Annotated in this window: 17 protein-coding genes; 4 read left to right on the top strand and 13 right to left on the bottom strand. The window is 53.4% G+C overall.

Annotated elements, in window-relative coordinates; genetic code table 11:
* Positions 1 to 213: 213 nt before the first annotated feature.
* The 3 genes from C7M51_RS02090 to C7M51_RS02080 are packed head-to-tail and all read right to left on the bottom strand — an operon-like array spanning position 214 to position 4,264.
* Positions 214 to 2,004: a SmdB family multidrug efflux ABC transporter permease/ATP-binding protein gene (locus C7M51_RS02090; protein ID WP_208852136.1), complete on the bottom strand. Its 1,791-nt coding sequence runs from the start codon at positions 2,002 to 2,004 to the stop codon at positions 214 to 216.
* Positions 1,976 to 3,751: a SmdA family multidrug ABC transporter permease/ATP-binding protein gene (locus tag C7M51_RS02085; RefSeq protein ID WP_160620067.1), complete on the bottom strand. Its 1,776-nt coding sequence runs from the start codon at positions 3,749 to 3,751 to the stop codon at positions 1,976 to 1,978. Before C7M51_RS02085 ends, C7M51_RS02090 begins: the two co-directional genes overlap by 29 nt.
* 51 nt (positions 3,752 to 3,802) lie before the next feature.
* Positions 3,803 to 4,264 (bottom strand): Lrp/AsnC family transcriptional regulator, encoded by a 462-nt coding sequence (locus tag C7M51_RS02080; protein ID WP_160620065.1) that lies wholly within the window; start codon positions 4,262 to 4,264, stop codon positions 3,803 to 3,805.
* A gap of 115 nt (positions 4,265 to 4,379) precedes the next feature.
* Here C7M51_RS02080 and C7M51_RS02075 point away from each other — a divergent pair, with 115 nt between their 5' ends.
* Together C7M51_RS02075 and queC are read left to right on the top strand one after the other, a co-directional pair.
* A complete protein-coding gene (locus tag C7M51_RS02075; protein WP_160620063.1) occupies positions 4,380 to 5,420 on the top strand; it encodes a PLP-dependent cysteine synthase family protein in 1,041 nt (346 codons plus the stop codon).
* Positions 5,421 to 5,557: 137 nt separating this feature from the next.
* Complete coding sequence (queC, locus tag C7M51_RS02070) at positions 5,558 to 6,253, top strand: 7-cyano-7-deazaguanine synthase QueC (protein ID WP_160620061.1); 696 nt, start codon at positions 5,558 to 5,560, stop codon at positions 6,251 to 6,253.
* Positions 6,254 to 6,326: 73 nt separating this feature from the next.
* Here the strand turns inward: queC and C7M51_RS02065 are convergent, their stop codons facing one another.
* From C7M51_RS02065 to clpX (C7M51_RS02040), 6 genes are all read right to left on the bottom strand, one after another.
* Positions 6,327 to 6,728 (bottom strand): YbgC/FadM family acyl-CoA thioesterase, encoded by a 402-nt coding sequence (locus C7M51_RS02065; RefSeq protein ID WP_160620059.1) that lies wholly within the window; start codon positions 6,726 to 6,728, stop codon positions 6,327 to 6,329.
* A gap of 109 nt (positions 6,729 to 6,837) precedes the next feature.
* Positions 6,838 to 7,179, bottom strand: a complete 342-nt coding sequence (locus tag C7M51_RS02060) for a helix-hairpin-helix domain-containing protein (RefSeq protein ID WP_160620057.1) — start codon at positions 7,177 to 7,179, stop codon at positions 6,838 to 6,840.
* Positions 7,180 to 7,318: 139 nt separating this feature from the next.
* Positions 7,319 to 9,190, bottom strand: a complete 1,872-nt coding sequence (gene ppiD / locus C7M51_RS02055) for a peptidylprolyl isomerase (protein WP_160620053.1) — start codon at positions 9,188 to 9,190, stop codon at positions 7,319 to 7,321.
* A 251-nt stretch (positions 9,191 to 9,441) separates the two neighbouring features.
* Positions 9,442 to 9,714 (bottom strand): nucleoid-associated protein HU-beta, encoded by a 273-nt coding sequence (hupB, locus tag C7M51_RS02050; RefSeq protein ID WP_141177094.1) that lies wholly within the window; start codon positions 9,712 to 9,714, stop codon positions 9,442 to 9,444.
* A 212-nt stretch (positions 9,715 to 9,926) separates the two neighbouring features.
* Positions 9,927 to 12,281 (bottom strand): endopeptidase La, encoded by a 2,355-nt coding sequence (gene lon / locus C7M51_RS02045; protein WP_160620051.1) that lies wholly within the window; start codon positions 12,279 to 12,281, stop codon positions 9,927 to 9,929.
* A gap of 189 nt (positions 12,282 to 12,470) precedes the next feature.
* Complete coding sequence (gene clpX, locus C7M51_RS02040; RefSeq protein WP_160620049.1) at positions 12,471 to 13,745, bottom strand: ATP-dependent protease ATP-binding subunit ClpX; 1,275 nt, start codon at positions 13,743 to 13,745, stop codon at positions 12,471 to 12,473.
* Between the two features lie 258 nt (positions 13,746 to 14,003).
* Between clpX (C7M51_RS02040) and C7M51_RS02035 the strand changes: the two genes are divergently transcribed.
* Complete coding sequence (locus C7M51_RS02035) at positions 14,004 to 14,594, top strand: ATP-dependent Clp protease proteolytic subunit (RefSeq protein ID WP_160620047.1); 591 nt, start codon at positions 14,004 to 14,006, stop codon at positions 14,592 to 14,594.
* 179 nt (positions 14,595 to 14,773) lie between these two features.
* Here C7M51_RS02035 and clpX (C7M51_RS02030) read toward each other — a convergent pair whose 3' ends face one another.
* The 4 genes from clpX (C7M51_RS02030) to bolA all read right to left on the bottom strand — a co-directional run bounded on the left by clpX (C7M51_RS02030) (position 14,774) and on the right by bolA (position 19,060).
* Positions 14,774 to 16,048 carry an ATP-dependent protease ATP-binding subunit ClpX gene (clpX, locus tag C7M51_RS02030; RefSeq protein ID WP_160620045.1) on the bottom strand — a complete coding sequence of 425 codons (1,275 nt, stop codon included), beginning with the start codon at positions 16,046 to 16,048 and terminating at the stop codon, positions 14,774 to 14,776.
* Positions 16,049 to 16,157: 109 nt separating this feature from the next.
* Complete coding sequence (gene clpP, locus C7M51_RS02025) at positions 16,158 to 16,781, bottom strand: ATP-dependent Clp endopeptidase proteolytic subunit ClpP (RefSeq protein WP_160620043.1); 624 nt, start codon at positions 16,779 to 16,781, stop codon at positions 16,158 to 16,160.
* Positions 16,782 to 17,123: 342 nt separating this feature from the next.
* Positions 17,124 to 18,428 carry a trigger factor gene (gene tig / locus C7M51_RS02020; RefSeq protein WP_160620041.1) on the bottom strand — a complete coding sequence of 435 codons (1,305 nt, stop codon included), beginning with the start codon at positions 18,426 to 18,428 and terminating at the stop codon, positions 17,124 to 17,126.
* A gap of 317 nt (positions 18,429 to 18,745) precedes the next feature.
* On the bottom strand, positions 18,746 to 19,060 hold the full coding sequence (bolA, locus tag C7M51_RS02015) for a transcriptional regulator BolA (protein ID WP_160620039.1): 315 nt from the start codon (positions 19,058 to 19,060) through the stop codon (positions 18,746 to 18,748).
* Positions 19,061 to 19,337: 277 nt separating this feature from the next.
* Between bolA and C7M51_RS02010 the strand changes: the two genes are divergently transcribed.
* Positions 19,338 to 19,916, top strand: coding sequence for a lipoprotein (locus C7M51_RS02010; protein ID WP_160620037.1), 579 nt, complete (start codon positions 19,338 to 19,340; stop codon positions 19,914 to 19,916).
* Positions 19,917 to 19,919: the final 3 nt, after the last annotated feature.

Here is a 19,919-nt window from a genome sequence, read left to right as displayed (position 1 = left end):
TGAATAAAGCAAAGCTTGTGCCAGATATGAGAAAGAAAGATTTACAGCAGGAAGCGTTCACAGCTTGATTAAATGAAAGAAAAAATAAACATGAAGAATATGAAACAATTCAATAGTAAAAAAAACGCACCTCGAAGGTGCGTCACGTTCATTAAGCGTGCAGCGATGGGTTCCGTTTTCGCTATCGCTGCCTGAAAGAGGTGCAATATAGCGTCAGGCGTTTTCCACCGCACCAGCCGCAAGCTCGCTGCCTACCTGTTGCAGCTGGTACATTTGCCAGTAACGGCCTTGCAGCGCCAGTAGCTGATGGTGCGTCCCCTGCTCTACCGCCTGGCCGCGATGCAGCACTAAAATGGTATCGGCCTCGGTAATGGTAGAGAGACGATGCGCAATTACTACCAGCGTAGTCTTCTTTCTGACTTCGCGTAGCGCTCGCTGGATCGCCTGCTCGGTGCCTGAATCAATATTTGCTGTCGCTTCGTCAAGAATCAGGATTTGCGGCTCTGCTACCAGTACGCGCGCCAGCGCCAGCAGTTGTTTTTGCCCTACGGACAGATTGTTGCCCTGCTCGCCAAGACGCGTATGGATGCCTTCAGAAAGACCACGAGCCAGCGGTGCCAGCTGTACGGTTTCCAGCGCCTGCCATACGGCCTGCTCGCTGATATCGCGCCCCAGCGCCACATTAGCGAAAAAGGTATCTGCCAGCACAACCGGATCCTGCTGTACCATCGCCACACCCTGACGCAATACCTGATGACTGAGCTGCGCCAGCGGACGATCGTCAAGATGGATAGATCCCTGAGTAACCGGATAGTAGCCCATCAGCAGGCTGGCCAGCGTGCTCTTACCGCTGCCGGTATGCCCAACCAACGCTACAAAGCTGCGTGAAGGTACCTGAAGGGAGATATTTTCCAGCACGTTACGCCCTTCGCGATAGGCAAAACTGAGCCGATCGATAGTGATGCTGCCGCTTCGCAGCGGCTGTATATCGCTGCCGTAATGCTGGCGAGGCGCATCCATTAATTCAAAAACGCGCTCGCCAGCCACTACTGCCTGCTGCAACATCGATTGTTGAGTGGTCAATTCGATTAACGGTTCATTGAGCCGTCCAAGATAGCTGATAAACGCATACAGGACGCCCACTTCAAACACGCCGGTGGAAGAGAAGCTGAACAGCATTAGCAGACCGCACAGAATCGCGGCGGAAAACAGGCTCAGCAGCGGACGTAATAAAAAACCGTCCAGTTTTAACGTTTCCATACGCGCCAGATAGTGCGAACGGCTGGCTTCTCCCATACGCTCGCCAAAACGTGCCTGCTGGCGAAACTGCTGGATAACGCTCATGCCGTTGATGACTTCATTAAAGCCGTTATTAATATCAGCCAGATAGCTACGCACACGACGCACGATCGGCGTGCTGTAACGCTGATAAATAAACATTACGGTAAGCACCAGCGGGAAAATAACCACTGCCACCAGCGCCATACGCCAGTCGAGACTGAACATTGCAATCAACATAGCGCCGATTAAAGCCGCGCTACGCAGTACCGTCGCAACTACCGTTACCCAAAGATCTTTTATGACTTCAGTATCATTAGTGACGCGCGAAATGATTTGCCCCACCGGCTGGGTATCAAAGGCGCTAAGCGGCTGGCGCAGTGCCGCATCCATAACATCAGAACGCAGACGTTGTACCACACCCACCGCCGCCTGATTAAACAGCAGCGCCTGCCAGTAATGCAGCAGTGCCGCCAGCCCCTGCAGGAAAATAAACGCGCAGGCCAGTCCGACCGCCTTTCCCAGCGGCATACTGTGCTGCGCCACCAGACGATCGATAAAGTAGCCAACCAGCACCGGCCCCAATACTTCAGCTGCCGCGGCAATCCACAGCATCAATACCGCCAGCGACAGCGCCTTACGCCAGGGTTTCCCATAGGAAAGCAGCCGCTTCAGCGTAGGCCAAAGTTTCCTGGTATCAGCCACGGCTCTCCTCCTTCGCTGCATTTTCTTCATCGTCATCCAATGCTGCTTCCAGCTGCTGATAACGATACATTTCGCTGTACCAGCCCCGCTGCTGCACCAGCGTGCTGTGTTCGCCGCGCTGTGCCACAACGCCCTGCTGCAATACCAGGATTTCGCTGGCTTCGGTCAACGCCGACAGGCGGTGTGCGCTGATAATCACGGTACGTCCCTGCCCCCAGTGACGCAGATTGTGCAAAATCTGATGCTCAGTCCGCCCATCGACGGCGGAAAGCGCATCGTCCAGAATTAAAATTTCAGCGCTCAGTAACAGCGCACGCGCGATAGAGATACGCTGCTTTTGCCCGCCGGAGAGCATCACGCCACGCTCGCCCACCTCAGTATCATAACCCTGCGGCAAACGCAGAATATCCTCATGCACGCTTGCCAGCTTCGCCGCCCGCTCAATCTCTTCGCGGCTGGCGTTAGGCCGTCCCAGAGCGATATTGTTGGCAACGGTATCGGAGAACAGGAACGGCGTCTGATTCACGACCGCCAACCGCCCGCGCCAGCTATCGAGCCGGAGCTGGGTAAGCGGAATATTGTGGTAGCGAATATCTCCCTGAGAGATATCGAAATGGCGCTGAATTAAACTTAACAGCGTACTTTTACCGGAACCGGTTGGGCCGCAAAGCCCCAGCATCTGTCCTGGTTTAAGCTGAAAGTTGAGATTACGCAGCGTCGGCTGTTGGCTGCCGGGGTAATTAAATTCACGGATCGCCACCTGTAGTACGCCCCGTCCTTCCGGCAATACTTTTGCGCCATCCTCTACCGCTGGCGCTTCAGAAAGCAGTGCGCGAATCCGGCTCCAGGCGGCACTGCCGCGCTCGACAATATTAAACATCCACGCCAGCGCCAGCATTGGCCAAATCATCAGACCCAGATACATAACGAAGCTGGTTAACTGCCCCAGCGTCATTTGCTGATGCCAGACCAGCCAGCTGCCGCCGCCAATAGCCAGCAGGTTCGACAGACCAATAGCGATGTAAATCGTCGGATCGAAGCGCGCATCAACCCGCGCCACGCGCAGGTTTTTTTCACCCGCGTCGGCGGCAATATCAGAAAACTGCTGTGACTGGTGCGTTTCCAGCCCAAACGCTTTTACCATGCGAATGCTGGAAAGACTTTCCTGTGCCTGGTCGTTAAGGGAGGAGAAAGCCGCCTGCGCCAGCTTAAAACGCTGATGCAGCTGTTCACCGTAGCGCTTGATCACCAATGCCATAATCGGCATCGGTATCAGCGCCAACAGCGTAAGCTGCCAGCTAATCTGCGTACTCATGACGATTAATACCGCGCAGCCCATGACCAGTGAATCCACCAGCGTCAGCACGCCCTCACCGGCAGCAAAAACCACCCGGTCGACATCATTCGTGGCACGCGCAATCAAATCGCCGGTTCGGTGACGCAGATAGAATTCAGGATGCTGTCGGCTAAGCTGGCGATAAAAATCTTCGCGCAGTTCTACCGCCAGCTGATAAGAGGCACCAAACAGCAATACGCGCCAGACGTAGCGCAGCAGATAGACCACAATGGCGGTTGTCAGCATGATCCCAATCCACATCAACACTCCGCCGCTGCTCAGACGGTGTTGCGTAACGCCATCAATGATGACGCCAACGATTTTCGGCGGCAACAGCTGTAGCACCGCAATGATGATCAATAGCGTTACCGCGCCGAGATAGCGTCGCCACTCGCGGAGAAAATACCAACTTAACTGGCTAAACAATCGCACAAAGTATCGTCCTGCATGGTTAATTGATGAGTCAGAAAAGGCTACGGAAGATCAAGGTTCGACGGGCAACGCCGTAGTGTATTTTATCTCTTCCATCGCGAAACTTGAGGTGACATCGATCAGGCCGCTGACGCCGTTCACCAGGCGCTTATAAAGCGCATCGTATTGTTTCATATCGGCAACCTGAATACGCAGCAGGTAATCGTATTCACCCGCCATACGATAAAAAGCCATCACCTCCGGCAGGCCCTGCACGACGCTGACAAACTCCTGGTACCATTGTCGGCTATGCTGCTGCGTTTTAATCAGCATAAATGCGGTAAGCGCCAGCCCCAGCTTTTCGCCATCCAGCAACGCTACGCGTCCACGAATGATACCGTCATCTTCCAGCTTTTTTAACCGTTTCCAGCAGGGGGTGGTGGTCAGATTAACGGCTTCCGCCAGCGACTGTAGGGATAAGGTGCAATCCTTTTGTAATAACGCCAGCAGTTTACGATCGGTTTTATCCAGCATTCTTTCTCCAGAGAAAAATTTGCTAAGAAAAGCGCATTGTACAGGAAATAAAGCAAACTTTTTTTCTTCCTTATGCCTTACTCTTGTCGCGCCTGGGATAAAGAGGAAAATGAAAATGAGTAGCCAGTGGGTTAAGTATGCTATTAATGAAATCAACGCTGATTTTCAGCGCTCCGCCGAGACGCATCTGATCCGCTTCTCTTTACCCGCCTTCCCCGGCATCTGGTTCTATCTTAAAGATGAAAGTACGCATCCAACCGGCAGCCTGAAACATCGTCTGGCTCGCTCGCTGTTTCTTTACGGCTTGAGCAACGGCTGGATTAAACAGGGCATGCCGATAATTGAAGCATCGTCCGGCAGCACGGCCGTATCCGAAGCCTATTTTGCCCGACTGCTTGGGCTACCTTTTATCGCCGTGATGCCTGCCAGCACCGCACGGCGTAAATCAGAACAGATTAACTTTTACGGCGGAGAGTGCCACTTCGTGCAGGATCCTTGCGCCATCTATGAAGAATCCGAGCGGCTGGCACGCGATCTTAACGGTCATTTTATGGATCAGTTTACCTACGCCGAACGGGCTACCGACTGGCGGGGCAATAATAATATCGCCGACAGTATCTTCCGGCAGATGGCCAGCGAGCCTTTCCCTGTTCCGAATACTATCGTAATGGGCGCCGGAACCGGTGGCACCTCCGCCACTATCGGACGCTATCTACGTTATCAGGGGCACGATACGCGTTTACTGGTAGTCGATCCGGATAACTCAGTATTCCATGAATACTGGCATACCCGTAACGCCGACCTGCGTAGCAACCGCGGCAGCGGTATCGAAGGGATCGGGCGTCCACGCGTTGAGCCTTCGTTTATTCCTGACGTTATTGATGAAATCATGCGCGTGCCCGATGCCGCTTCCGCGGCGGCGATGCAGTTTCTGGCGCAGCTGCTCGGCAGAAAGGTTGGCGCTTCCACCGGCACCAATTTTTGGGGAGCGTTACAGGTTGCGCAGCGGATGCGTCAGCAGAAGCAACAGGGGGCGATTGTTACGCTGCTGTGCGACAGCGGCGAGCGCTATCTCGATACCTGGTATGACCCACAGTGGGTAGCTCAGCGGGTAGGCGATATCACTCCCTGGCTGAATCAGCTACAGGCAGAATAAATCTTGCGCTGACAACAGCTCGCGGCACTCGTGGCAATAAGCGGTGCCGCAACCTTATCCATCAAATTAAAAACAGGCTATGTTTCTTATCCGCCGGACAGTACCATAAACGTGAGTACATTAATCAGGGCGAATAAATGAAACGAGCAGTAGTAGTTTTCAGCGGCGGACAGGACTCCACAACCTGTTTGATTCAGGCACTGGCGCAGTATGACGAAGTGCACTGTGTCACTTTTGACTATGGGCAACGCCATCGCCAGGAGATCGATGTGGCTCGTAAGCTGGCCGTTCAGCTTGGCGCTCGCGCCCACAAGGTGCTCGACGTAACCCTGCTTAACGAACTGGCAATCAGTAGCCTGACACGCGACAATATTCCTGTCCCCTCATTCGATCCGGAAGCCAGCGGCCTGCCCAGTACGTTCGTGCCGGGGCGCAATATCCTTTTTCTGACGCTGGCGGCTGTATACGCCTATCAGGTTGAAGCCGAGGCGGTGATTACCGGCGTCTGCGAAACCGATTTTTCGGGCTATCCCGACTGCCGTGATGAGTTCGTAAAAGCGCTGAACCATGCCGTGGAGCTGGGTATGGATCGCCCGGTACGTTTTGAAACGCCGCTAATGTGGCTCAATAAAGCAGAAACCTGGGCACTGGCCGATTACTGGCAGCAGCTACCGCTGATACGTCAGCAAACGCTGACCTGTTATAACGGCATTCAGGGTGACGGCTGCGGCGAATGTGCCGCCTGCCACTTACGCGCTAACGGCCTGAAAAATTATCAGGACGATGCTGCCGCAGTAATGCAAAGCATGAAGCAAAAAACCGGCCTGCGCTAAGGTATTAATCAGCCGGGCCATCTTCGTTCCCGGCTGCTCGCTTCTTTACTACGCAAATTTATTTTCTGGACTTTTAGCCTGACAGCGTTTCCAGACGTGCTCGCAGATCGCCTTCTAACGGCAACGCTTTTTGCGTCTCCAGATCGATACAGACAAAGGTCAGTGTCGCATCGACCACAAGGGTCTCAGGTTGGCTTGCCAGCGTAATTTCCTGAGCTATCACGCCGCTTTTACTATTCAGCTGTAGCAAACGACTGGTAATAACGAGCTCGTCACCTAACCGTGCCGGACGGCGGTAATTAATATTGATATTAACCACAACGAAGGCCAGCTGGTTTTCCATCAGCCAGTGAAAGGCTTCTCGTTTTTCCAGCCACGCCCAGCGCGCTTCTTCCAAAAACTCCAGATAGCGCGCATTGTTCACATGTTGATAAACATCCAAATGATAACCACGAACTTTAATCAGGGTCTGCATAGCTCTGAACCTTATAGTAGGAAGAGATCACACCATCTGGTATGACCTCTCAGAGATTAGCAGCCGAACGATGCGCTCGAAGCGGCGGTCACTGGCGTTGGGAACAGGATCACAATTTAAGCCGGGCCAGATTGCGCTCCACCAGCGCACTGCCGATACCGGGCACCTCTTTTAACTGTTCCAACTCGGTAAACGGGCCAAACTGCTCACGGTAGCTGACAATAGCTTCCGCTTTCTTAATGCCTACGCCGTTCATTACGGCAGCCAGTTCCTGTGCCGAAGCGTTATTGATACTAACCATCGCGTCCGTGGCTGCTTGTCTGGTGCTATCATCAAGTGCAGCGCTGCTGATAGCCGCTTCCGTCGTTGGGGTTGCCAGAACCGGCAATGACCAGCAGCCTGAGCCCAGGGAAAGGGATAAACAGAGTGCAGCCAGATAAGGTTTTTTCATGCTGATTTCTCCTTGTATGTAACAGCAGGAGAAACAGTAATGGCTGATTTTTTTTAATACAAAAGGCTGTGTGCAAATGTGGAAAAGGCCGCGAAAGCGGCCTTCAGTTTTGCAGCGTGTTGCATTTTTCTTGCGGGACTTATCGGGACTGCTGTACCGCAGCGCCGTACTTAATTTTCGCTTCTTTGCGTAAATTATTCAGCAGCGCATCAAACGCAATCTGCGCATTATTTTGTGCGATGCCCTGCGCCATCGCCTGTTTCTGCGCTTCCGGCAGGCTTCCCGCTTTAACTTCATCCAGCGCCAGCAGCACTATATTTCCCTGCATATCTTCGCTGGTGCCGTATACCGGTTTACCCGCCTGCGGCTGAGGCAGTTCGAATACCGCCTGCACAATGGCATCACGATCGCCGCGCGTCAGCGTTTTTGCTTCGCCAAACGCCAGGCCAGCGGCCTTCAGCGCATCCTGTTTGCCCGCTTTCAGGTCAGCCAGGATTTTTTCCGCCTGCGCTTTAGCCTGCTGCTCCGCTTTATTGCGTTTCAGCGTATCGGCAATCTGCGTTTTTACTTCATCCAGCGCTTTGACCGCTTCCGGCTTATGCTCACTGATACGCAGAATAAAAGCACGATCGCCATCAACGGTAATGATATTGGAGTTGCTGCCCGGCGTGCCGTTTTCTCCCAGCAGGCTACCGTTAAAGATCGCCTCTTCAACCGGTTTGAAGTTCAGCACTTCAGGGATATTATCACGGCTGAACCATGCGGTTTCTACCGCCTTCACACCGGCTGCCTGCTCGGCACTGGCCAGAGATTCGTTATCGTTGCTGGCCGCATCGCTGACTTTTTGCTGCAGTTTGTAGTAAGCATCCAGCGCTTTTTCCTGCTTCACTTTATCAGCAATAGCCGCATGCACTTCAGACAGCGGTTTGACTTTCTCAGGCTGAATATCGTCAAGACGAATAACCAGAAAGCCCACAGAGGATTTAACCACGTCAGAAAGCTGACCTTTGCTGGTCAGGTTAGCGTCTTTTAGCTCATCTGGCGTAGTTGCCGGTTCCAGCCAGCCCATATCACCGCCCTTACGCGCAGAGATCGGATCGACTGATTTTTCTTTTGCCAGCGTCGCAAAATCCGCGCCCTGCTTCAGCTGTTCAATAATTGCTTTGGCATCTGCTTCACTTTTCACCTGAATGACGCTGTAGCGATTGCGCTGCGGCTGGACATACTCAGCCTGATGCTGCTCGTACCAGCTCTGAATATCCGCTTCGCTGGCTTCCTGTTGCAGACTGGCCGCGTCCAGCTTGATATAGCTTACGCGGAACTGCTCTGGTGCCAGGAAGCTGCTTTTACGCTGAGCATAATAGTTTTTAATTTCTTCATCACTGACCTGCTGTTTCGCCGCCAGGGCGTTCACATCCAGCGAGGCCTGACGCACCACACGCTCCTGGGAAACCAGTGCGGCCAGCGCATCCGTTTCGCCACTCAGGGTAAAGTCAGTGTTAGCGACAGCGGAAATCAGCTGCTGGGTTGTCAGCTGTTTGCGCAGCGCTTCCGCATAGCGGTCGGCGGAGAAACCCATGTTGTTAATAAGGGCGAGGTATTTGGCGTTATCAAATTTGCCATCGGTCTGGAAAGCAGGCTGGTTGAAGATTGCCTGCTTGATCTGATCGTCGCCGATTGCCAGTTTAAGTTTTTTTGCATACTGATCGAGCAACAGTTCATCAATCAGCTGTGCCAGCGCCTGCTGGCGCATCTGCTGCATATAGCCTTCATTGCCAGCCAGCTGAGAGAAGCGATCGCCCAGTAACTGCTGCTGACGATTGCGCTCGTTATTAAAGGCGTTATCCAGCTGAGCACGGCTAATTTCCTGACCGTTTACTTTTGCTGCGTAGTCACCGCCGCCGCCGGTCAGATAACCGCCAACACCGGTCAACACAAATGACAGGATAATTAATCCGAGAAGAATCTTGAGCACGACATGGTTCGACGCCGCGCGTAAATTGTCCATCATGGTATGACAACACTCCGCTGTAGTATGAATGTAAACCTCACGCTGGCACCCCATCCCTGCAGGCATGCGCGTTGCTGCGTTTCAGGCCGGCAGCTTCCCAGCCATGCTTTCTGACACCCGCCACCACTATTTGTCTCGCGGCAGGATAAAAAAAGGCACATCAATTGCCTGATGTGCCTGTATGTTACATGAGAACGCATTGGCAGTCCTCACTCCACCGTAGAAAATGCTGCAATGGAGTCAGCAGTAAATTAGTTTACTGCGTCTTTCAGCGCTTTACCGGCACGGAAACCCGGTACTTTGCTTGCCGGGATGGTAATTTCTTTACCTGTCTGTGGGTTACGGCCTGTACGCTCAGAACGCTCACGTACTGAGAAAGTACCAAAACCAACCAGTGCTACTTCATCGCCTGATTTCAATGAATCAGAAACTGAGCTAATAAAAGCATCTAAAACACGTCCTGCTGCCGCTTTAGAAATATCAGCGTCTGCGGCAATCTTGTCGATCAATTGTGACTTATTCACTCTATTCATCCCCTCTTTTATTATTCACTATCGCGACGAGCGTCCAGCCAGCCGAGATGCGCAGCCAGTTATATCAAGGTTGTTGAGCCGAAACAACGGGAATTCTCTGGGTTGCGGCTTCAACAGCCCCTTAACTTAGCGGCACAAAAAAAAGCTGGCAAGTCAGATTTGACTCGCCAGCTCCGCTTTTTCGCTAATTTTAGCGCCAGATACTATTTTGCCGTAGCGACCTGCATGCCATAAGGCGCGTTTTGCAGCGCTAATGTCAGCACGTCTTCAATGCGCTTAACCGGATGGACATCCAGATCCGCCAGTACGTTTTCCGGAATCTCTTCCAAATCGCGTTTGTTTTCTTCAGGAATAAGTACCGTTTTGATGCCGCCGCGATGAGCCGCCAGCAGTTTTTCCTTCAGACCGCCAATTGGCAATACCTGACCACGCAGCGTAATCTCGCCGGTCATCGCCACATCAGCGCGAACCGGGTTACCGGTGAGGCAGGAAACCAGTGCGGTACACATAGCGATACCGGCGCTGGGACCATCCTTCGGCGTTGCCCCTTCCGGTACGTGTACATGGATATCACGTTTTTCGTAGAAGTCGCCGTTGATACCCAGTTTTTCAGCGCGCGCACGCACCACGGTCAGCGCCGCCTGGATAGATTCCTGCATCACTTCACCCAGCGAGCCGGTATAGGTCAGCTTACCTTTACCCGGCACGCAGGCGGTTTCGATGGTCAGCAGATCGCCGCCCACTTCCGTCCACGCCAGGCCAGTAACCTGACCAACACGGTTTTCGCTGTCGGCACGCCCATAGTCAAAGCGCTGTACGCCAAGGAAATCCTTCAGGTTATCGCCATTGATGTCGATGCGTTTGAGATTTTTATCCAGCAGCAGCGCTTTTACCGCCTTACGGCACAGTTTCGACAGTTCACGTTCAAGGCTACGCACGCCCGCTTCACGGGTGTAGTAGCGAATGATGCCAACGATAGCGCTGTCATCTACCGAAATTTCGCTCTCTTTCAGCGCATTACGTTCGATTTGCTTCGGCAGCAAATGCTGCTTCGCGATGTTCAGCTTTTCATCTTCGGTATAGCCAGAGAGACGAATCACTTCCATACGATCCAACAGCGGTGCCGGGATATTCATCGAGTTAGAGGTGGCAACGAACATCACATCGGAGAGATCGTAATCCACTTCCAGATAGTGATCGTTAAACGCTACGTTCTGTTCCGGATCCAGCACCTCAAGCAGCGCAGAAGCAGGATCGCCACGCATGTCCGAAGACATTTTGTCGATCTCATCCAGCAGGAACAGCGGGTTTTTCACGCCCACTTTCGCCATTTTCTGGATCAGTTTGCCCGGCATCGAGCCGATATAGGTACGGCGGTGACCACGGATTTCCGCTTCATCACGCACGCCACCCAGCGCCATACGCACATACTTGCGTCCGGTCGCTTTGGCAATAGACTGACCCAGCGAGGTTTTACCTACCCCCGGCGGTCCTACCAGGCAGAGGATCGGCCCTTTGATTTTATTAACCCGACTCTGTACCGCCAGATATTCAAGAATACGGTCTTTTACGCGCTCCAGGCCGTAGTGGTCGCGATCCAGCGTTTCCTGAGCTTTACGCAGGTCTTTTTTCACCTTGCTGCGCTCATTCCACGGAACCTGAACCATCCACTCGATATAGCCGCGCACCACCGTCGCTTCTGCCGACATGGGCGACATCATTTTCAGCTTCTGCAGTTCAGCTTCCGCTTTTTCACGCGCCTCTTTCGGCATTTTTGACGCTTCGATTTTGCGTTTCAGCGCTTCGTATTCGTCCGGAGCGTCATCCATTTCGCCCAGCTCTTTCTGAATAGCCTTCATCTGCTCATTCAGATAGTACTCGCGCTGGCTTTTCTCCATCTGTTTTTTGACGCGGTTACGGATACGTTTCTCAACCTGTAACAGGTCGATTTCCGATTCCATCATCGCCATCAGATATTCCAGACGTTCGTTAACGTCGGACATCTCCAGCACGGACTGTTTATCCGCCAGCTTAAGCGGCATATGCGCCGCCACGGTATCGGCGAGGCGCGCAGCGTCGTCGATACTGTTCAGCGAAGTCAGTACCTCAGGAGGAATTTTTTTGTTGAGCTTAATGTAGCCTTCAAACTGGTTGATGGCCGTACGCACCAGCACTTCCTGCTCGCGCTCTTCAATCTCAGGCGAGACGAGGTATTCCGCCTGCGCGCTAAAATGCTCGCCATTATCGGCCAGCTGGGTAATTCGTGCACGCTGTAAGCCTTCAACCAGCACTTTTACCGTGCCGTCCGGCAGCTTCAGCATCTGCAAAATAGAGGAAACGGTCCCTACAGAGAAGAGATCGTTAATGCCAGGTTCATCCGTTGAAGCCTCTTTCTGTGCGACCAGCATGATCTTTTTATCATGATCCATTGCGGCTTCGAGGCACCGAATCGATTTTTCCCGACCAACAAACAACGGAATTACCATGTGCGGATAAACCACTACGTCGCGCAACGGCAACACAGGGATTTCAATGCGTTCAGAACGCTCAGGATTCATAGAGCTCTCTCTTAGTTTAATGTCCGCCAGGTGATGGGTACCGCATAGTGCAGGCTATGTACCAGGCAACCCACAGGTATTTGAGTATATGGGGATGTTTATCAGACATTCAATGTCAGTCAGGTGAGAAAAACAAAAGGGGAAGAAATTCCCCCTTTAGCTGACTAACCCGCTGGCAACATTGACGAATTATTCGCCAGATGCCTGTTGCGCCTCGTGCTGTCCGTAGATCAGCATCGGCTTGCTCTCGCCCCCGATCACCGACTCGTCTATCACCACCTTCTCCACGTCATCCATCGACGGCAGGTCATACATGGTGTCCAGCAGCGCCGCCTCGACTATCGAGCGCAGGCCGCGCGCTCCGGTCTTGCGCGACATCGCCTTGCGCGCTATCGCCGTCAGCGCCTCGTCGCGGAACTCCAGCTCCACCCCTTCCAGTCCGAACAGCGCCTGATACTGCTTGGTCAGCGCGTTCTTCGGCTCGCGCAGGATCTGGATCAGCGCTTCCTCGCTCAGCTCGTTCAGCGTCGCCACCACCGGCAGACGCCCGATAAACTCCGGTATCAGGCCGAACTTAATCAGGTCTTCCGGCTCCACCTGCTCCAGCAGCTGCCCTTCGGTTGCCTTCTGCGACTTGCCTTTCACCGTCGCGCCGAAGCCGATGCCCGAGCCGGTTTCCACGCGCTGGGAAATCACCTTGTCCAGGCCGGCAAACGCACCGCCGCAGATAAACAGGATTTTCGACGTATCCACCTGCAGGAACTCCTGCTGCGGATGCTTGCGCCCGCCCTGCGGCGGCACCGCCGCCACCGTGCCCTCTATCAGCTTCAGCAGCGCCTGCTGCACGCCCTCGCCGGACACGTCGCGCGTTATCGACGGGTTGTCCGACTTGCGCGATATCTTGTCGATTTCATCGATGTAGACGATGCCGCGCTGCGCCTTCTGCACGTCATAGTCACACTTCTGCAGCAGCTTCTGGATAATGTTCTCGACGTCTTCGCCCACGTAGCCCGCTTCGGTCAGCGTCGTCGCGTCCGCCATGGTGAACGGCACGTCCAGCAGCCGCGCCAGCGTCTCCGCCAGCAGCGTTTTACCGCTGCCGGTGGGGCCAATCAGCAGAATGTTACTTTTGCCCAGCTCGATGCCGTTGCTGCTGTCGCCGTTGCGCAGGCGCTTGTAGTGGTTATAAACCGCCACCGCCAGCACCTTCTTCGCCCGCTCCTGACCGATAACATAATCATCAAGATGATGGCGGATTTCGTGCGGCGTCGGCAATGCGCTGCGCTCGCGGTGCGGCGTAACTTCTTTAATCTCTTCGCGAATGATGTCGTTGCACAAATCCACACATTCGTCGCAGATATACACCGACGGTCCGGCGATCAGCTTACGCACTTCATGCTGGCTTTTGCCGCAGAAAGAGCAGTACAGCAGCTTCCCTGAACTCTCTTTGCGCTTATCTGTCATCAGCTAACCTCATGCCTTGTTTCACAGCGCTTTTCAGGCTGATTCTCTCTCTTCATTTAGCTTTTACTATAGCGGTACTTTCCCCAGGCAACGTGAGCAAAAGCAGCCTGTGCTCACGTTGCGTTTACCCGTATTCTGTTCATTCAACCTGCCGTGCGCACATTCTGCCAGATGCTTACGCGCTTAGTTGATTCAGCGTCTGAAAGGATTATGCTAGACTTTCTGCACTTACGAAAATGCACAGATGGAGTGTTAACGATGCCTCAAGAGCCGAATAAAGAAAGCGGTCAGGAAGAAAAGACCTCAGCATTAGCGATGAACAAACTGCTGGAGTCTCGCTCTATCATTATTTCAGGCGAAATCAATCAGGCTCTCGCGGAAAAAGTGATGGCTCAACTGCTGATTTTGCAGGAGATGAACGACGAGCCGATCAAGCTGTTCATTAACTCTCAGGGCGGCCATGTCGAAGCGGGCGATACGATTCACGACATGATTAAATTTATCAAGCCGCGCGTCATCGTTGTAGGCACTGGCTGGGTAGCCAGCGCGGGCATTACTATCTATCTGGCCGCGGAAAAAGAAGATCGTTACGCGCTGCCTAATACGCGCTTCATGATTCACCAGCCGCTGGGCGGCGTACGCGGTAAAGTTTCTGATATCGAAATCGAAGCTAACGAACTGCTGCGCGCGCGCGATCGCATCAACAGATTGATCAGCAAAGCGACCGGTCAGCCGCTGGAACGGGTAGAGAAAGATACCGACAGCAACTACTGGATGAGCCCGGAACAGGCGATCGAATATGGCATCGCCAGCCATGTGATTACCCACTGGGACGAACTGAAAGCCTGACGGCTGCTGCACTACCTGTAAAGAAAAGGCCCCTGCGCATGACTTCAGCCAGCTAACGCAACTGAAGGGAAACACAGGGGCTATTTTTTTGCTATCCGCTGACCGCCGCTATAAAAACTTCAGGGCCGATAATAGGGTCAAAAAAATGGGCCCGCAGGCCCATTTCGCAAGATAACGATTTATTCGCCGGAGGCCTGTTGCGCCTCGTGCTGTCCGTAGATCAGCATCGGTTTGCTCTCGCCCCCGATCACCGACTCGTCTATCACCACCTTCTCCACGTCGTCCATCGACGGCAGGTCATACATGGTGTCCAGCAGCGCCGCCTCAACTATCGAGCGCAGGCCGCGCGCTCCGGTCTTGCGCGACATCGCCTTGCGCGCTATCGCCGTCAGCGCCTCGTCACGGAACTCCAGCTCCACCCCTTCCAGTCCGAACAGCGCCTGATACTGCTTGGTCAGCGCGTTCTTCGGCTCGCGCAGGATCTGGATCAGCGCTTCCTCGCTCAGCTCGTTCAGCGTCGCCACCACCGGCAGACGCCCGATAAACTCCGGTATCAGGCCGAACTTAATCAGGTCTTCCGGCTCCACCTGCTCCAGCAGCTGCCCTTCGGTTGCCTTCTGCGACTTGCCTTTCACCGTCGCACCAAAGCCGATGCCCGAGCCGGTTTCCACGCGCTGGGAAATCACCTTGTCCAGGCCGGCAAACGCACCGCCGCAGATAAACAGGATTTTCGACGTATCCACCTGCAGGAACTCCTGCTGCGGATGCTTGCGCCCGCCCTGCGGCGGCACCGCCGCCACCGTGCCCTCTATCAGCTTCAGCAGCGCCTGCTGCACGCCCTCGCCGGACACGTCGCGCGTTATCGACGGGTTGTCCGACTTGCGCGATATCTTGTCGATTTCATCGATGTAGACGATGCCGCGCTGCGCCTTCTGCACGTCATAGTCACACTTCTGCAGCAGCTTCTGGATAATGTTCTCGACGTCTTCGCCCACGTAGCCCGCTTCGGTCAGCGTCGTCGCGTCCGCCATGGTGAACGGCACGTCCAGCAGCCGCGCCAGCGTCTCCGCCAGCAGCGTTTTACCGCTGCCGGTGGGGCCAATCAGCAGAATGTTACTTTTGCCCAGCTCGATGCCGTTGCTGCTGTCGCCGTTGCGCAGGCGCTTGTAGTGGTTATAAACCGCCACCGCCAGCACCTTCTTCGCCCGCTCCTGACCGATAACATAATCATCAAGATGATGGCGGATTTCGTGCGGCGTCGGCAATGCGCTGCGCTCGCGGTGCGGCGTAACTTCTTTAATCTCTTCGCGAATGATGTCGTTGCACAAATCCACACATTCGTCGCAGATATACACCGACGGTCCGGCGATCAACTTACGCACTTCATGCTGGCTTTTGCCGCAGAAAGAGCAGTACAGCAGCTTCCCTGAACCATCTTTGCGCTTATCTGTCATTCAATTACCCCCTATTTATTGCACACCCTTTCCGCAACGCGGAAGTGGGCTGTCTGTCCCTTGTCGTTTCCGACATGATACAGGCAGACTGGTACAATATCGTATTTAATCAGGTACGCTGGGTAAGCACAGAGTCAACCAGACCGTACTCAACGGCCTCGCTGGCGGAAAGGAAACGATCGCGTTGCGTATCACGTTCAATAGTTTCTATGCTCTGACCCGTATGTTTCGCCATCAGCTCATTCATCAGCTGTTTAGTCTTCACGATTTCACGCGCATGGATCTCAATATCAGAAGCCTGCCCCTGGAAACCGCCCAGCGGCTGATGAATCATGACGCGCGCGTGCGGCAGGCAGAAACGCTTGCCTTTTGCACCAGCGGTTAGCAGGAAGGAACCCATTGAGCAGGCCTGTCCCATACAGATGGTGCTGACGTCCGGCTTGATAAACTGCATGGTGTCATAAATAGACATGCCTGCGGTAATCACACCGCCCGGCGAGTTAATATAGAGGTAGATATCTTTTTCCGGGTTTTCCGCTTCCAGAAACAGCATCTGGGCTACGATCAGGTTCGCCATCTGATCTTCAACCTGACCGGTAAGGAAAATGACGCGCTCTTTTAACAGGCGGGAAAAAATGTCGTAAGAACGCTCGCCGCGCGAGGTTTGTTCGACCACCATAGGCACCAGCGCCATGTGAGGCGCGGAAAATCCACGTTCGCCATTGTATGACATTACCGTCTCCTGGATAAATTTCATTGGCAACACTCTGTACCGATTCTACTCAAGTGAGCACATGAAAACCACGCTTCACGCAGCCACTCTCCGACGCTATCCGGACGGTCAATCAGCCAGCCTTACATTTCTCAAACTACACGAGAAACTATCTGGGGGCGCTGCCCCGCTGTTTCAAGCATAACAACGTTTTCTTCAATCGCTAAACCGGATTACCATCATACCGAATAACCTGACGCTTAATTAGCCAATAAGGCGCACAAAAGCAGATTTTTAAGGCAGATAAACAAAAAGCCCGCGCACCTTGCGGCAGCGGGCTTTCGGCTATTAAAGCAGCGAAAATCAGGCCATCGTGGTCTGATTCATCAGTTCCTGGAATTTAGTGGCTTTTTCAGTCACATTTGCTTTTTCCAGAACCGCTTCAACCGCCTGCTCTTCCAGAGCCACATTACGCATGTTGTTCATCAGCTCATTATTTTTGCTGTAGAACTCGATCACTTCCTGCGGATCTTCGTAGGCAGACGCCATTTCTTCAATCAGCGCTTTTACGCGATCTTCATCAGCTTTCAGCTCGTTGGCACGAATCACTTCGCCCAGCAGCAGGCCAACCATTACGCGACGTTTCGCCTGCTCTTCAAACAGTTCGCGCGGCAGTTCCAGCGCCTGTTTTTCGTTACCGCCAAAGCGCTGTGCAGCCTGACGACGCAGCACGTCGATTTCGCCATCGATCAGCGCGGAAGGCACGTCGATTTCATTCGCTTTGATCAGGCCGTCAATTGCCTGAGTTTTAACACGGTTACGCACCGCGCCTTTCAGCTCGCGTTCCATGTTTTTACGCACTTCTGCGCGCAGACCGGCTACAGAACCATCTTCAACGCCGAAACGTTTGATAAATTCTTCGGTCAGCTCCGGCAGTTCACGCTCTTCAACTTTTTTCAGTACGATAGCGAACTTCGCATCTTTACCTTTCAGGTTTTCAGCGTGGTAATCTTCCGGGAATTTCACGTCAACGGTGAATTCGTCACCCGCTTTGTGGCCAACAACGCCTTCTTCAAAGCCTGGGATCATGCGGCCCTGGCCCATTGCCAGTACGAAATCAGACGCTTTACCGCCTTCGAATTCTTCGCCGTCTACGGAACCGGTGAAATCGATGGTAACGCGATCTTCAGCCGCCGCTTCACCCTCTTTTTCTGACCAGGTCGCCTGCTGCTTACGCAGGGTTTCCAGCATGGTGTCCACGTCTTCGTCAGTCACTTCAACAATCGGTTTTTCTACTTCGATTGATTCCAGACCTTTCAGCTCAACTTCCGGATAGACTTCAAACTCAACGGAGTAAGTGAAATCTTCCCCTTGCTTGTACTGACCCGGTACGTAGTTCGGCGCGCCAGCCGGATTGATCTTTTCTTTGATGATGGCCTCAACAAAGTTGCGCTGCATCAGATCGCCCAGCACATCCTGACGAACGGAAGCGCCGTAACGCTGCGCGACCACGCTCATCGGTACTTTACCCTTACGGAAACCGTCGATACGGACTTTCTTCGCTACCTCGACCAGCTCTTTTTTCACTGCGCTCTCGATGCTGTCAGCTGCGACAGTAATCGTAACGCGACGGCCCAGGCCCTGAGTGGTTTCTACTGAAACTTGCATCTTGTTACCTCAAAAAATCACGAGCTCGGTCAACTTCAGACAGCGCGGATTACCGTAACCCTCGCTACCCAACAACCGGGACGGCCTCTGATGAAGAACCCAATTCCCTGTTACCAGAAGCGTCCCGAAGCAATTCCGGAAAAATAGACGCCGCATTATAGCGGCATCGTTTTACCGCGTCGAGAACGCAAACCGCTCACGGCTTCGCAGTTTGGCGGAAAATAAGCGAAAAATAATAAAAAAGGGCGGGCGAAGCGCGCAAAATTCAGACAAAAGAAAACGGCCCGTGGGCCGTTCAGGGAAAACATCACGCTAAATCAGGCCAGCATACCGGCCCCGCGACAGTTAGGCGAAGCCAGCACGGTATCCTGTAGCCCCTCCCACTCTTTTAACGTATAGGTGTGTAGCGCCAGCGCATGCACGCCGCCTGCCAGCTCATCGCTGAGCGTGCTGTAAATAGCACGATGTCGCATCAGAAAACGCTGATTGGCAAAGCTGTCGCTAACGATGACCACTTTAAAATGGCTTTCCGAGCCAGCCGGTACATTATGACGATAACTCTCATCATGAACTTCCAGATGAGCCGGTTGAAACGCCGTTCTTAACTTTTCTTCTATTTGTTCGCGAATCATGACTTACACTCCTCTACGGCAGAGAGCTACGCCCCATCCCTTTAAATATTAGTCGGTTTTCACCCTTTTCCTCTGGCGAGGCGAAAAAAACTGTCCCGGTTGTTTCGCTGGCAGCCAGGAATGCGTAACGGATGCGATGTAATAGCAGGGCCTGCACTGGAGAAAAAACATGCAGGATGATGAATTTACGCGCCGCCGGGCTTTTTTCATGGAAAGGCAATGATATGATGAGTGCTGTTTTGTCAGCAATATCATTCAGACATACGAGAAAATAAGCATGCTAAAACGACTCCTTCTCCCGCTGCTGGCTGCCTTTATTCTGGCTGGCTGTGCCAATAACAGCAATACGCTTGATGTACAGCCTGTCATTCAGCTGCCCCAGCAGGACCCCAGCCTGATGGGCGTGACCGTAAGCATTAACGGTGCTGACCAGCGCGCCGATCAGGCGCTGGCGAAAGTCAATCGCGACAGCCAGCTGGTTACCCTGACGCCCAGCCGCGACCTGCGTTTCCTGCTACAGGAAGTGCTGGAAAAACAGATGACCGCTCGCGGTTATATGGTCGGCCCTAACGGCGCGGTAGATCTGCAAATCGTGGTAAACAATCTCTACGCCGATGTCACCCAGGGTAACCTGCGCTACAGCATTACGACCAAAGCGGATATCTCAATTATTGCCAACGCGAAAAACGGCAATAAGCAGGTGAAGAACTACCGTCAAACCTATAGCGTCGAAGGCGCGTTCAACGCCACCAACGAAAAAATCACTAAAGCCGTCAACTCAACGCTGAGCGACGTCATCAGCGATATGGCTCAGGACACCAGCGTCAACGATTTTATCAAACAAAACGCACGTTAATGT

The sequence above is a fragment of the Mixta intestinalis genome (assembly GCF_009914055.1).
In the GTDB taxonomy this organism is placed as follows: domain Bacteria; phylum Pseudomonadota; class Gammaproteobacteria; order Enterobacterales; family Enterobacteriaceae; genus Mixta; species Mixta intestinalis.
The sequence above is the reverse complement of the archived record's forward strand: the minus strand, read 5'-3'. Positions and strand labels throughout refer to the sequence as shown.